At 65.4% G+C, this 13,588-nt stretch carries 8 protein-coding genes and 3 pseudogenes; 5 read left to right on the top strand and 6 right to left on the bottom strand.

Annotated elements, in window-relative coordinates:
* The first annotated feature begins 182 nt into the window (after positions 1-182).
* From KUO17_RS22740 to KUO17_RS22720, 5 genes are all read left to right on the top strand, one after another.
* A complete protein-coding gene (locus tag KUO17_RS22740) occupies positions 183-1,880 on the top strand; it encodes a glucan biosynthesis protein G (protein WP_217977832.1) in 1,698 nt (565 codons plus the stop codon).
* Positions 1,873-4,446 carry a glucans biosynthesis glucosyltransferase MdoH gene (gene mdoH / locus KUO17_RS22735; RefSeq protein WP_217977831.1) on the top strand — a complete coding sequence of 858 codons (2,574 nt, stop codon included), beginning with the start codon at positions 1,873-1,875 and terminating at the stop codon, positions 4,444-4,446. Before KUO17_RS22740 ends, mdoH begins: the two co-directional genes overlap by 8 nt.
* 204 nt (positions 4,447-4,650) lie before the next feature.
* Complete coding sequence (locus tag KUO17_RS22730; RefSeq protein WP_217977866.1) at positions 4,651-5,451, top strand: transporter substrate-binding domain-containing protein; 801 nt, start codon at positions 4,651-4,653, stop codon at positions 5,449-5,451.
* 76 nt (positions 5,452-5,527) lie between these two features.
* Positions 5,528-6,490: an amino acid ABC transporter permease gene (locus KUO17_RS22725; RefSeq protein ID WP_217977830.1), complete on the top strand. Its 963-nt coding sequence runs from the start codon at positions 5,528-5,530 to the stop codon at positions 6,488-6,490.
* Complete coding sequence (locus KUO17_RS22720; RefSeq protein WP_217977865.1) at positions 6,483-7,217, top strand: amino acid ABC transporter ATP-binding protein; 735 nt, start codon at positions 6,483-6,485, stop codon at positions 7,215-7,217. The genes KUO17_RS22725 and KUO17_RS22720 overlap by 8 nt, the downstream gene beginning before the upstream one ends.
* 111 nt (positions 7,218-7,328) lie before the next feature.
* On the opposite strand, the gene KUO17_RS27360 is transcribed toward KUO17_RS22720, so the two are convergent.
* The 6 genes and pseudogenes from KUO17_RS27360 to KUO17_RS27335 all read right to left on the bottom strand — a co-directional run.
* Positions 7,329-8,042, bottom strand: coding sequence for a methyl-accepting chemotaxis protein (locus KUO17_RS27360; protein ID WP_425274892.1), 714 nt, complete (start codon positions 8,040-8,042; stop codon positions 7,329-7,331).
* A 141-nt stretch (positions 8,043-8,183) separates the two neighbouring features.
* Positions 8,184-9,251: pseudogene (locus tag KUO17_RS27355) on the bottom strand (methyl-accepting chemotaxis protein); the annotation flags it as partial.
* A gap of 152 nt (positions 9,252-9,403) precedes the next feature.
* Entirely contained in the window at positions 9,404-10,123 is a 720-nt protein-coding gene (locus tag KUO17_RS27350; protein ID WP_425274891.1) for a methyl-accepting chemotaxis protein, read from the bottom strand.
* A 144-nt stretch (positions 10,124-10,267) separates the two neighbouring features.
* Positions 10,268-11,305 (bottom strand): annotated as a pseudogene (locus tag KUO17_RS27345) (methyl-accepting chemotaxis protein); the annotation flags it as partial.
* A 187-nt stretch (positions 11,306-11,492) separates the two neighbouring features.
* Positions 11,493-12,206, bottom strand: coding sequence for a methyl-accepting chemotaxis protein (locus tag KUO17_RS27340; RefSeq protein ID WP_425274890.1), 714 nt, complete (start codon positions 12,204-12,206; stop codon positions 11,493-11,495).
* Between the two features lie 141 nt (positions 12,207-12,347).
* A pseudogene (locus KUO17_RS27335) lies at positions 12,348-13,409 on the bottom strand (methyl-accepting chemotaxis protein); the annotation flags it as partial.
* Positions 13,410-13,588 lie beyond the last annotated feature (179 nt).

Raw genomic sequence — 13,588 nt, 5'->3', positions numbered from 1 at the left:
GCCTGCTGGATAATCGCGCGAAATGTGGGCCTGCGTTCGCAGGTCCTTTTTACTCTGACTTGAGCATCGTCCGGAACCGTTTGGGGAATCATTGTGCCCTTTCGGAGTCCGAACAGTGCTCGCCAACCCGGCATACGTCGCTGGCCGTTGGTTCTTTGATCTGTTTTCGGCGAGGGTTGCTCGTGATTGTTAGTCCCTTTACTGCACCAAGAACTCCTGGCAATCGGCTGCGCAAAGCCTTCGTGGCAGCCTCTGCACTGGTGTGCCTGCTCAGCGCCGGCCAGCTCTGGGCGTTCAACCTGGACGATGTAGCGGCCAAGGCCAAAGACCTGGCCGGGCAGAAGTACGAAGCGCCCAAGAGCAACCTGCCGGCCGTGTTCCGCGACATGAAGTACGCCGACTACCAGAAGATCCGCTTCCTGCAGGAAAAGGCCGAGTGGGCCAAGGACAAGACGCCGTTCAAGCTGTCCTTCTACCACCAGGGTATGCACTTCGACACGCCGGTGCGCATCAACGAAGTGACCGCCACTTCGGTCCAGGAGATCAAGTACGACCCGAGCCGTTTCGATTTCGGTGACGTGCAGTTCGACCCCAAGGCCACCGACAAGCTCGGCTACGCGGGTTTTCGCGTGCTGTACCCGATCAACAAGGCCGACAAGCAGGACGAGATCATGACCCTGCTGGGGGCCAGCTACTTCCGTGTGGTCGGCAAGGGCCACGTGTACGGCCTGTCGGCGCGTGGCCTGGCCATCGACACCGCGCTGCCGTCGGGCGAGGAATTCCCGCGCTTCACCGAATTCTGGGTGGAGAAGCCCAAGGCCACCGACAAGCACCTGGTGATCTACGCGCTGCTCGACTCGCCGCGCTCCACCGGTGCCTACAAGCTGACCCTGCGCCCGGGCAGCGACACCATTGTCGACGTCAAGTCCAAGGTGTTCCTGCGTGACCATGTCAGCCGCCTGGGCATCGCCCCGCTGACCAGTATGTTCCTGTTCGGCGGCAACCAGCCGTCCAAGGTGCCGAACTACCGTCCGGCCCTGCATGACTCCGAGGGCCTGTCGATCCAGGCCGCCAACGGCGAATGGCTGTGGCGTCCGCTGAACAACCCGAAACACCTGGCCGTGAGCAACTTCAGCGTGGAGAACCCGCGCGGCTTCGGCCTGCTGCAGCGTCAGCGCGAGTTCAGCCAGTTCGAAGACCTCGACGACAACTACCAGAAGCGCCCAAGCACCTGGATCGAACCACGCGGCGACTGGGGCAAGGGCACCGTCGACCTGGTCGAGATCCCGACAGCCGATGAGACCAACGACAACATCGTGGCCTTCTGGAGCCCGGAAAAACTGCCGGAGCCGGGCGTGCCGTTCGAGTACGACTACCGCCTGCACTGGACCATCGACGAGTCCGCGTTCCACTCGCCGAACCTGGGCTGGGTCAAGCAGACCCTGCGTTCCACCGGTGACGTCAAGCAGTCCAACCTGATCCGCCAACCCGATGGCAGCGTCGCGTTCCTGGTCGACTTCGAAGGCCCGGTGCTGGCCGCCCTGCCTGAAGACGCCAATGTGCGCAGCCAGGTGACCACCGACGACAACGCCGAAGTGGTCGAGAACAACCTGCGCTACAACCCTGAAATCAAGGGCTGGCGCCTGACCCTGCGCCTGAAGGTCAAGGACCCGGGCAAGGCCACCGAAATGCGTGCTGCGCTGCTGCGTGACGTGCCGGTCGAGCCTGCCAAGCCGGAAAAGGCCGTTGCCAAGCACGCCAAGCAGGAAAAACCTGCCCAGCCACCCGCCGCCGAAGCGGCCTCCACTACCGGGGCACCGGCCACCACCGAACAGGTGCTGACCGAGACCTGGAGCTATCAGTTGCCTGCCGATGAGTAACTCTTCAGAACGGCCAGAATCGCTTGGCGAGTACCTGGCCCACCTTCCCTTGAGCGACGAGCAGCGCGCGGAACTCGCGACCTGCTCATCGTTCAGCGAGCTGCACCGACGCCTGTCGGCGCAGCCGCCGAGCGGGGAAAACGGCGCGGTGCAGGGGTCGGTGGGCAGCCGCCTGACCCTGGACAGCGCTGCCCAAATGCACGAGGCCGAGATGCTCGTGCTCGATGGCAATGGTCGCGTGTGCCTGAAGGCCACGCCACCGATCCGCCGCACCCGGGTGATCCCCGAGCCGTGGCGTACCAATATCCTGATCCGCGCCTGGCGCCGGGTCACCGGCCGCACCAATGCACCGGCGCCTGAGCAGCGCGAGCTGCCCAAGGCACGCTGGCGCTGGGTCGGCTCGATGCGCCGCTATATCCTGCTGGCGCTGATGCTCGGCCAGACCATCGTGGCCGGCTGGTACATGAAAGGCATCCTGCCGTACCAGGGCTGGTCGTTTGTCGACCTCGACGAAGTGATGCACCAATCGTTCATGCAGACCGTCACCCAGGTGTGGCCGTATGCCCTGCAGACCAGCATCCTGATCCTGTTCGGTATCCTCTTCTGCTGGGTCTCGGCGGGTTTCTGGACGGCCCTGATGGGCTTCCTCGAGCTGCTCACGGGGCGCGACAAGTACAAGATCTCGGGCAGCAGTGCCGGCAACGAGCCGATCGAGGCCGGTGCACGCACCGCCATCGTCATGCCGATCTGCAACGAAGACGTGCCACGCGTGTTCGCCGGCCTGCGGGCGACCTTCGAGTCGGTCGCGGCCACCGGTGACCTGGACCGTTTCGACTTCTTCGTGCTCAGCGACACCAACGACACCGACATCGCTGTTGCCGAGCAACAGGCCTGGCTGGAGGTGTGCCGCGAGGCCAAGGGCTTCGGGCGCATCTTCTACCGCCGTCGCCGCCGTCGTGTGAAGCGCAAGAGCGGCAACCTCGACGACTTCTGCCGTCGCTGGGGGGGCGACTACCGCTACATGGTGGTGCTCGACGCCGACAGCGTGATGAGCGGTGACTGCCTGACCAGCCTGGTGCGCCTGATGGAGGCCAACCCGGACGCCGGTATCATCCAGACCGCGCCCAAGGCCTCGGGCATGGACACCCTGTATGCGCGCATGCAGCAGTTCGCCACGCGTGTGTATGGCCCGCTGTTCACCGCTGGCCTGCACTTCTGGCAACTGGGCGAGTCGCACTACTGGGGCCACAACGCGATCATCCGCATGAAACCCTTCATCGAGCACTGCGCCCTGGCGCCGTTGCCGGGCAAGGGCGCGTTCGCCGGTGCGATCCTGTCCCACGACTTCGTCGAAGCCGCGCTGATGCGCCGTGCCGGCTGGGGCGTGTGGATTGCCTACGACCTGCCGGGCAGCTATGAAGAGTTGCCGCCCAACCTGCTTGACGAGCTCAAGCGCGACCGGCGCTGGTGCCACGGCAACCTGATGAACTTCCGCCTGTTCCTGGTCAAGGGCATGCACCCGGTGCACCGTGCGGTGTTCCTGACCGGTGTGATGTCGTACCTGTCGGCGCCGCTGTGGTTCTTCTTCCTGGTGCTGTCGACCGCGTTGCTGGCGACCAACACGCTGATGGAGCCGCAGTACTTCCTCGAGCCGCGCCAGCTGTACCCGCTGTGGCCGCAGTGGCACCCGGAAAAGGCCATCGCGCTGTTCTCCACCACCATCGTGCTGCTGTTCCTGCCCAAGCTGCTGAGCATCATCCTGATCTGGGCCAAGGGTGCCACCGAGTTCGGTGGGCGCATCAAGGTCACCGCGTCGATGCTGCTGGAGATGCTGTTCTCCATGCTGCTGGCACCGGTGCGCATGATCTTCCACACCCGCTTCGTGCTGGCCGCGTTCCTCGGCTGGGCCGCGACCTGGAACTCGCCACAGCGTGACGACGACTCCACGCCGTGGGGCGAAGCGATACGCCGGCATGGTCCGCAAACCCTGCTGGGCCTGGGCTGGGCGCTGCTGGTGGCCTGGTTGAACCCCAGCTTCCTGTGGTGGCTGGTGCCGATCGTGGGCTCGCTGATGCTGTCGATCCCGGTGTCGGTGATCTCCAGCCGCACCAACCTGGGCCTGCGCGCCAAGGACGAGAAGCTGTTCCTGATCCCGGAGGAATACGCGATCCCGCATGAGCTGCTGGCAACCGACCAGTACACCCATGAAAACCGCTGGCATGCCCTGAAGGACGGTTTTGTGCGGGCGGTGGTCGACCCGCAGCAGAACGCCCTGGCGTGTGCCTTGGCCACGGCGCGCCATGGTGTCGCAGCGGTGGTCGAGAGCAACCGCGCCGAGCGTATCGCCAAGGCGTTGGACGTGGGCCCGGCAGCCCTGGATGGCAACACCCGGCTGGGCCTGCTCAGCGACCCTGTCGCACTGGCTCGCCTGCACAGCCGTGTATGGGCCGAAGACAACCGGGCGTGGCTGGATGTGTGGCGCGCCTCCAAGGCCAACGACCCGCACTCGCCGTTGTTGCCGCTGCATCCGGAGCATCAGCCTCAGGCCACCCTGGCCAGCGCGTGAACCGTGGGGCCGCCTTGCGGCCCATTCGCTGGCAAGCCAGCTCCCACAGGTTATCGCTGCTCTTGAGGGCAGCGCAGTACCTGTGGGAGCTGGCTTGCCAGCGAAGGCCTCACCACCTTTTCTGATACCCACAACGCCCCCCATGCGTTAGCATCCCCCCCGATAATAAAACTCGAAGTTTTACTGCTGGGGGATCTGGTGATGATGAAGAAGTATCTGTCGATGCTGATGATCGGCGTCGCGGCACTGGTGGCGGTCAACGCCGCACAGGCAGCCGGTGCAATCGATGACGCGGTCAAGCGCGGCACCTTGCGCGTAGGCATGGACCCTACCTACATGCCGTTCCAGATGACCAACAAACGCGGCGAGATCATCGGCTTCGAAGTCGATATCCTCAAGGCCATGGCCAAGTCCATGGGCGTCAAGCTGGAGATGGTCTCCACCGCCTACGACGGCATCATCCCGGCCCTCATGACCGACAAGTTCGACATGATCGGCAGCGGCATGACCCTGACCCAGGAACGCAACCTCAAGCTCAACTTCAGCGAACCCTTCATCGTGGTCGGCCAGACCCTGCTGATCCGCAAGGAACTGGCTGACGAGATCAAGTCCTACAAAGACCTGAACAACGAGAAGTACCGCCTGACCTCCAAGCTGGGCACCACGGGCGAGATGGTCGCCAAGAAGCTGATCGGCAAGGCCAAGTACCACGGCTACGACAACGAGCAGGAAGCGGTGATGGACGTGGTCAACGGCAAGGCCGACGCCTTCGTCTACGACGCGCCCTACAACGTGGTGGCGGTGAACAAGGCCGGTGCCGGCAAGCTGCTGTTCCTCGACAAGCCGTTCACCTTCGAACCGCTGGCCTTCGGCCTGAAGAAAGGCGACTACGACAGCCTGAACTTCATCAACAACTTCCTGCACCAGATCAAGCATGACGGTACCTACGATCGAATCCACGACAAGTGGTTCAAGGACACCGCCTGGCAGAAGGACATGGAATAAGGCCGCCGCCCAAGGCCCGGCTTGAAACCCGACGCGCAGGCTGGCCCTGCGCGTTCGCTTTTACGGAAGTACCCTCGTGATCAAACACAACAAAGCCCAGTGGCCCTGGCACGGGCTGACCGCGCTGGTCCTGATCGGCCTGGCGCTGAGCCTGTACTACGCGACCTCGGTGATTTCCTACGAGTGGCGCTGGAACCGTGTGCCGCAGTACTTCGCCTACCATGCCGAAGTGGCCCAGCGCGCGGCCGAGAACGGCACCCTGGAGGCGATCGAGCGCAAGGGCGACATGGCTCGCGTCACCCTGCGTGACGAAAGCGGCGCCGAGCAGGTGCTGGAGGTCGAGCAGGCCAGCCTGCAACTGTCCCGTGGCGACGACGTGGCCGAAGGCGACCTGATCGGCGTGACCCACGAGTGGGCGGCAGGCCCGCTGGCCTGGGGCTTGTTCACCACCGTGTGGATATCCGTGGCGGCCGGCGTGCTGGGCCTGGTGATCGGCTTGTTCGCAGGCCTTTGCCGGTTGTCGAGCAACCCGACCCTGCGCGACCTGTCGACGGTGTACGTCGAGCTGGTACGCGGCACACCCTTGCTGGTGCAGATCTTCATCTTCTACTTCTTCATCGGTACGGTGCTCAACCTGTCCCGCGAGTTTGCCGGGGTGGCGGCGCTGGCGCTGTTCACCGGTGCCTACGTGGCCGAGATCGTGCGCGCCGGGGTGCAGTCGATTGCCAAGGGGCAGGGTGAGGCGGCACGTTCGCTGGGCCTGAGTGCCGGGCAGTCGATGCGCCACGTGGTGCTGCCGCAGGCGTTCAAGCGCGTGCTGCCGCCGCTGGCCGGGCAGTTCATCAGCCTGGTCAAGGACACCTCGCTGGTGTCGGTGATCGCCATCACCGAGCTGACCAAGAGCGGCCGCGAAGCGATCACCACCTCGTTCTCGTCCTTCGAGATCTGGTTCTGCGTCGCCGGGCTGTACCTGCTGATCAACCTGCCGCTGTCGCATATCGCCAGCCGGCTCGAGCGGAGGCTTGCGCAAAGTGATTGAAGTCCGTGATCTGGTGAAAGTCTTCGACACCCGTGGGCAGGTGGTGCGTGCGGTCGATCACGTCAGCACCCACGTGGCCAAGGGTGAAGTGCTGGTGGTGCTGGGCCCGTCCGGGTCGGGCAAGTCGACCTTCCTGCGTTGCCTCAATGGCCTGGAGGCGTTCGATGAAGGCACCGTGGCCATCGACGGCCTGCAACTGGCCGACCCCAGGACCGACGTGAACGCCTACCGGCGTGAGGTCGGCATGGTGTTCCAGCATTTCAACCTGTTCCCGCACATGACTGTGCTGGAGAACCTGTGCCTGGCGCAGAAGGTGGTGCGCAAGCGCGGCAAGGCCGAGCGCGAGAGCAAGGCGCGGGCGTTGCTGGAGAAGGTCGGTATCGCGCAGAAGGCCAACGAGTTCCCGTCGCGCCTGTCCGGTGGCCAGCAGCAGCGCGTGGCGATTGCCCGTGCGCTGGCGATGGACCCCAAGGTGATGCTGTTCGACGAGCCGACCTCGGCGCTGGACCCGGAGATGGTGGGTGAAGTGCTGGACGTGATGAAGACCCTGGCCCTGGAAGGCATGACCATGGTCTGCGTGACCCACGAGATGGGCTTTGCCCGCGAAGTGGCGGACCGGGTGCTGTTCTTCGACCATGGCAAGTTGCTGGAGGACTCGCCGCCAGAGCAGTTCTTTACCGCGCCCAAGGACCTGCGCGCCCAGGCGTTCCTGCGCCAGGTGCTGTAACCGCGGCGCGGCCTTCGCTGGCAAGCCAGCTCCCACAAATACTGCGCTGTCCTCAAGAGCAGCGACAAACCTGTGGGAGCTGGCTTGCCAGCGAAGAGGCCCGCAAGTGCACTACAGGCTGAACCGCCCCACCAGCGTCTGCAAATGCGCGCCCAGTCGCGCCAGCTCCACACTCGACGCCGCGGTCTGCTCGCTCGCCGTCGAGGTCTGATCGGCAATATCGCGCACCGTCATCACATTGCGGTTGATCTCCTCGGCCACCGAGCTCTGCTCTTCACTGGCCGTGGCGATCTGCTGGTTCATGCCCTGGATGCTCGACACCGTCGCGGTGATCTGGCCCAGCGCAGCCCCTGCCCGACGGCTCAGCTCGACACTGTCACGCGTCAGCGCACGGCTGCTGTCGAGCAGTGACACCACCTGCGCCGTGCCGCTGTGCAGGTTCTGGATCAACGCCTCGATCTCTTCGGTGGACTGCTGGGTGCGCTGGGCCAGCCCGCGCACCTCGTCGGCCACCACCGCAAACCCGCGCCCGGCCTCACCGGCCCGCGCCGCTTCGATGGCCGCATTGAGCGCCAGCAGGTTGGTCTGCTCCGACACCGACTTGATCACCACCAGGATGCTGCCGATCCGTTCGCTCTCGCCTGCCAGGGTGTGCATCGCCTCCATGGAACGGTCGACCTGCTCGGCCAACTGCTCGATCTGCCCGATGGCTGCGTTGACCACCTCATCGCCCTGGCGCGACTGCGCGTCGGCCACCGTGGCCGCCTCGGACGCAAATTCGGCATTGCGCGCCACTTCCAGCACGGTAGCGGTCATCTGGTTCATTGCCGTGGCCACCTGGTCGGTTTCGTCACGCTGGCTGCCGACCACCGCCTGGGTCTGCTCGGCCACTGTCGACAGCTGGGCCACCGCCGACGCCAGTTGCTCGGCCCCCTGGCCAATCCCGCCGATCAGCTCGCGCAGGCTCGTGCTCATGGCCTGCATGCTGTTCTGCAACTGGCCCAGTTCATCGTGTCGCCTGACCCGCAGGTCGCCGCGCAAGTCGCCCTGGGCAATGCGCTGGGCTGCCGCCAGGGTCAGCTTCAGGGGGGCGGTGATCTGTTCGGTGATCACCCACGCCGCCAGCACACCGATCAGCAGCGCCAACGCCGCCAGGGCACTGATGACCGTGCGTGCGGCCTGCGCCTCGCGGTCGCGTTCCAGGGTCTGACGCTCGCTGAGCACGCGACTGGTATCGCGCAGGCGGTTGCCCAGGGTCTCCAGGGTGTTTTGCAGGGCCTCGACGGCCATTGCCTTTTGCGCGTAGTGGTTCAGGGCGCTGCTGTACTGCGTCAGTGCAGCGGCGGTTGCTTGCAGTTCGCGGTTGTTGCGCTGGCCGAGGCCGCTCAGCACCTGGTCGAGCTGGCCCATGGCGGCCCTGGCCTCCGCCAGCGAGGTGGCGCCGACGTGCGCGAAGGCGCTCATCGGCTCGAAGGTGTAGGCCGGCAGACGGCTCTGTTGCATGGCATTGTCCAGGTGTCGCTCCAGTGCAGCCTGGTGTGTGAGCGCCCGGTTCTGGCGATCGCCCGATTGCTGTGGGTCGATACTGCGCAGCAGACGCTGCTCCAGCGCATCGGTGGCACCGCTCAGACGTTGCTCCTCGGCCTCCAGGGCCTTGAACAGCGTCTGGCGCGCCTCGACGGCTACCAGCAGGTCGGCGAAGCCCGCCTTGTAGCTGCGCACAATCTCCAGGCTGTCGCTGACACGCTGGCGGTCCTCGGCGGCACTGAAATGCTCCAGCATCTGCTGCAGCAGGCTGTCGAGGCCGCCCAGCGCCTGGGCGATGCCATCGCGGCTCACGCTGTCGGCCAGCACCCTGAAGGTGATCCGCTCGGCACGCAGGTCACGACTGATATCGTTGACGCGGGCAATTTCGGACAGGCGCTCGGAACTGTCGATCGATTCGTTCAGCGCCTTCCAGCCACCGAAGGTGGTTGCCAGCGTAAGCAGCAACACAATGGCAAAGCCCAGGGTCAGTTTCAGCCTGACACTCATGTTGTTCAGCAAGCGAGACAGCGGTGCGAGCATGACGATCTCCGGTGAGGTTTAGGCGATAGCGCCCGGGTCAAACCGGGCGCGCCCATCACTGCTCATCGGCCATCGGCGGCAGAGCTGGACCTGCATGTGTCGTAGGAAAATTCCCGTATTTAAGTGGGAAGTTTGAATGCGCTTACCAGCGTCTGCAGGTGCGTGCCCAGGCGCGCCAGTTCGATGCTGGCGGTGGCGGTCTGTTCGCTGGCGGCGCTGGTCTGGTCGCAGATGTCGCGTACGTTGATCACGCTGCGGTTGATCTCTTCGGCCGCAGCGCTCTGTTGTTCGGCCGCTGTGGCAATCTGCTGGTTCATGCCCTGGATCGACGACACGGTGCTGGTGATGGTGTCCAGCGACGTGCCGGCGCGACGGGTCAGTTCGACGCTGCTGGCCGTCAGTTCGCGGCTGTTGTCCATGATCGCCGACACGTCCTGGGTGCCGCGGTGCAGGCCGGCGATCAGGCCTTCGATCTCTTCGGTGGACTCCTGGGTGCGCCGGGCCAGGCTGCGTACCTCATCGGCCACTACCGCGAAGCCACGCCCGGCTTCACCGGCGCGCGCCGCCTCGATGGCGGCGTTGAGCGCCAGCAGGTTGGTCTGCTGGGCCACCGACTTGATCACGTCGAGCACGCTGCCGATCTTGTCGCTTTCGCTCTTGAGCGTGCCCATTGCCTCGGTGGAATGCGCGACCGCGGCGGCCAGGCGTTCGATCTCGGCGATGGCCTTGCCCACCACCTGCTCGCCCTCGGCGGCCTGCTGGTCGGCTATCTGCGCCGCTACGCTGGCCTGTTCGGCGTTGCGCGCAACGTCCTGTACCGTGGCGGCCATCTGGTTCATGGCGGTGGCCACCTGGTCGGTCTCGACCTTTTGATTGTTGACCCCGGCGCTGGTCTGCTCGGTGACGGCCGAGAGCTGTTCGGCCGCGCTGGCGATCTGGGTCACACCCTCGCCGATGCCGCCGATCAGGCGGCGCAGGCTGACGGTCATGCGCTGGGTACTGCGTTGCAGATCACCCAGCTCGTCGCGACGCTGTACCTGCAGGTCGTGCCCCAGGTCGCCGGCCGCCACGCGCTCGACCATGCCCAGCGTCTCGTTGAGCGGGATGGTGATCTGGCGGGTAATGACCCAGGCCGCCGTCATCCCCAGCAGCAGTGCGAACAGGATGGCCAGGCCCAGGGTGGTGCGGGCGGTCACGGCTTCGGTGTGCACCAGCTGGCTTTGCGACAGGGTCAGCTCATCGCTGATCACCAGCAGGCTGTCGCCCAGCAGGGCCAGCTGCGCGAGCAGGGTGTCACTGGCCTGGCGCGCGGCGCCGAACGCCAGCACCGCAGTACGGTAGTCGGCCAGTGCGCTGCTCGCACCCAGCAGCGTATCGCGGTAGTTGCCGGGCAGCTTGTCGGGCAGGGCGTCCAGGGTGGCGGCGGCCTGGTCGATGGCGCTCAGTGCGGGTTGTTCGAATTCGGCGCGACCGCTGTAGGTGTAGCCGCGCAGGTGAAAACGCGCCTGCTGAATCTGCTGGTTGACCGCGATCAGGCTGGCGAAGCCACCCAGGTTGCCGGCCTCGCGCAGGGTGCGTTCGAGTGGGTCGAGCAGGGCGGTGGTGCGGTCGGCGCTGCCGCCCAGCCGCTCGCGCGCCTGCTGACGGTTCAGCGCCACCTGTTCCAGCTCGATGAACAGGCGTCGGTACTGCGCCAGCGTGTCGGTCTGGTGCTGCAGGCGGGTGAGGTTCTCGGGGACGTTGAGGCGCTGTTGCAGGGCCTGGATACGCTGGGCCACATCGTCCAGTTCCTTTCTCATCTGTTTGCCGGTGGCCGGGTCCAGGTTGCGCTCGTAGACCAGGCGCTCGTTGCGCACATCCTGGATTTCCTTGTCGAGCCGGCCGATGTCGGTGAGCTTGTCGCTGCGATCGGCGAGGTTGTCCAGGGTCACCCAGCCCACCAGGGCGATGCCCAGCGTCAGCAGCAAGACCAGGGCAAAGCCCAGGCCCAGTTTCAACTTGATACTCAGGTTGCCCAGCATTTGGTTCAGGATCATGGTGGCTCTCCGGCACATTGGATGAATCGCGACGCAAGGAATCGCGGTCAATCCGGTCTCATCGGCAGGAGTGCGCAGGTCTGGACCTGCAAATGCTGTAGGAAATTTCCCTTAATGATGGGCGGGCATAGGGGGCGGGTGCCACGCGTTGCGCGTGGCGCCCGGGGTTCGCTTACAGGCTGAACCTGGCCACGAGGGTTTGCAGGTGGGTGCCCAGGCGCGCCAGCTCGACGCTGGACGCGGCGGTTTGTTCGCTGGCAGCGCTGGTCTGGTCGGACACGTCGCGCACGTTCATCACGCTGCGGTTGATCTCTTCGGCCACCGCACTCTGCTGCTCGGCGGCGGCGGCGATCTGCTGGTTCATGGCCTGGATCGACGACACGGTGCGGGTGATGGTTTCCAGCGAGGTGCCGGCGCGGCGCGTCAGCTCGACGCTGCTGCCGGTCAGGCTGCGGCTGTTGTCCATCACCGTAACGACCTGCTGGGTGCCATTCTGCAGGCCGGCGATCAGCGCCTCGATCTCTTCGGTGGACTGCTGGGTGCGCTGGGCCAGGCTGCGCACTTCGTCGGCCACCACGGCAAACCCGCGCCCGGCCTCACCGGCACGGGCCGCCTCGATGGCGGCGTTGAGGGCCAGCAGGTTGGTCTGCTGGGCCACCGACTTGATCACGTCGAGCACGCTGCCGATCTTGTCGCTTTCGGCCTTGAGCTGGCCCATGGCTTCGCTGGAGTGGTCGACCTCGGCGGCCAGGCGCTCGATCTGGGCGATGGCTTCACCCACCACACGGTCGCCTTCGCGGGCCTGCTGGTCGGCCATCAGGGCGGCTTCGGAGGCTTCCTCGGCGTTGCGCGCAACTTCCTGAACGGTGGCGGCCATCTCGTTCATGGCGGTGGCCACCTGATCGGTCTCGACCTTTTGATTGTTGACCCCGGCGCTGGTCTGTTCGGTGACCGCCGAGAGCTCTTCGGCGGCGCTGGCGATCTGCGTCACACCCTCGCCGATGCCGCCGATCAGTTGGCGCAGGTTCACGGTCATGCGTTGCATGCTGTGCTGCAACTGGCCGAGTTCGTCGCTGCGCTCGATCTTCAGGTCCTGGCGCAGATCGCCGCTGGCGATGCGGTCGACGGCGCCGAGGGTGTAGCGCAGCGGCACGACGATCTGGCGGGTGATGGCCCACGAGGCGAGGATGCCGAAGAACAGTGCCAGCCCGGTGGCCAGGGCGAGCATTGACTGGGCATGGCTGGACTCTTCGTCGCGCAGCTGGGTCAGGGTCTGCGTCAGTTGCTGGCTGAGGTCCAGCAGCACGCTGCCTTGTTCGCCCATGCGCCCGAGGGCCTGCTCGCTGGCTACCTGCGCCTGGCCGAACTGTTCCACGGCGTTGCGGTAGGCACTCAGCGCCTGGCCTGCGGCCTCGAGGCTGGCGGCATGTTCGGCGGGCACCTTGGCTGGCAGTGTGCGGATCACGGCCAGGGCCTGGTCGATGGCGGTGAGCGCGGTCTGCTGGAACTCGGCTTTGCCGCTGTAGGTGTAGCCGCGTACCTGGAAGCGCGCCTGTTGCAGCAGTTTGTTGGCCTGTACGGCGTTATCGAAGGTGTTGATGTCGCCACCTTGCAGCAGGCCTTGTTCGACCTTGGCGAGCAGGGCGGCGGCCTTGTCGGCGCTGTTGCCCAGTGCTTCGCGCGCGGTTTCACGGGCCTGCGTGGTCTGCTTCAGGTCGGCGAAGGCGCGCTGGTAGCGTTCGGCGGCTTCGGCCTGTTGTTGCAGGCGGTTGCCGCCTTCACCGACGGCTACGCGTTGCTGCACATCCTTGAGTTGGCGTTCGAGGTCGGCGAGGTATTTTTCCACGGCCTGTGCGCTGGCGGCGTCGCGGGTGCGCTCGTAGTGTTGGCGGGCGATGCGCAGGTCCTGGGTGGTCTGATGCACCTGGGAGATTGAGCCCAGCGTGTCGCCGCGGGTAGTGATGCCATTGAGGCCCTGCCAGCCGGTCAGGGTGATGGCCAGGGTCAGCAGCAGTACCACGCTGAAGCCGATGCCGAGTTTGAGCGTGACACTGACATTACCCAGATGCTGGGCTAACCAACGGTACATGGTGTGACTCCATTGCGGGCAGGCGAGGCGGATTATTGGTCTAATGCCATTGCATCGGCCTGGGGGCGCAAAACTGAAGGTGTGTATCGAGAGCTTCGCCGGCGAGGCCGGGTCCTACAAGGGGCCTCATCGCGATAGGGCGCCGAGCCAACAAGGCTGGCAACGCAGAGCCTGCAGGC

The organism is Pseudomonas aegrilactucae (genome assembly GCF_019168305.1).
Taxonomy (GTDB): domain Bacteria; phylum Pseudomonadota; class Gammaproteobacteria; order Pseudomonadales; family Pseudomonadaceae; genus Aquipseudomonas; species Aquipseudomonas aegrilactucae.
The sequence above is the reverse complement of the archived record's forward strand: the minus strand, read 5'-3'. Positions and strand labels throughout refer to the sequence as shown.

Excerpts from the sequence above, each read along its gene's own strand:
- KUO17_RS27360 (WP_425274892.1), bottom strand. The coding sequence starts at position 8,042 with ATGAACCAGATGACCGCTACCGTGCTGGAAGTGGCGCGCAATGCCGAA.
- mdoH (WP_217977831.1), top strand. The coding sequence starts at position 1,873 with ATGAGTAACTCTTCAGAACGGCCAGAATCGCTTGGCGAGTACCTGGCC.
- KUO17_RS27350 (WP_425274891.1), bottom strand. The coding sequence starts at position 10,123 with ATGAACCAGATGGCCGCCACGGTACAGGACGTTGCGCGCAACGCCGAA.
- KUO17_RS22730 (WP_217977866.1), top strand. The coding sequence starts at position 4,651 with ATGAAGAAGTATCTGTCGATGCTGATGATCGGCGTCGCGGCACTGGTG.
- KUO17_RS27340 (WP_425274890.1), bottom strand. The coding sequence starts at position 12,206 with ATGAACGAGATGGCCGCCACCGTTCAGGAAGTTGCGCGCAACGCCGAG.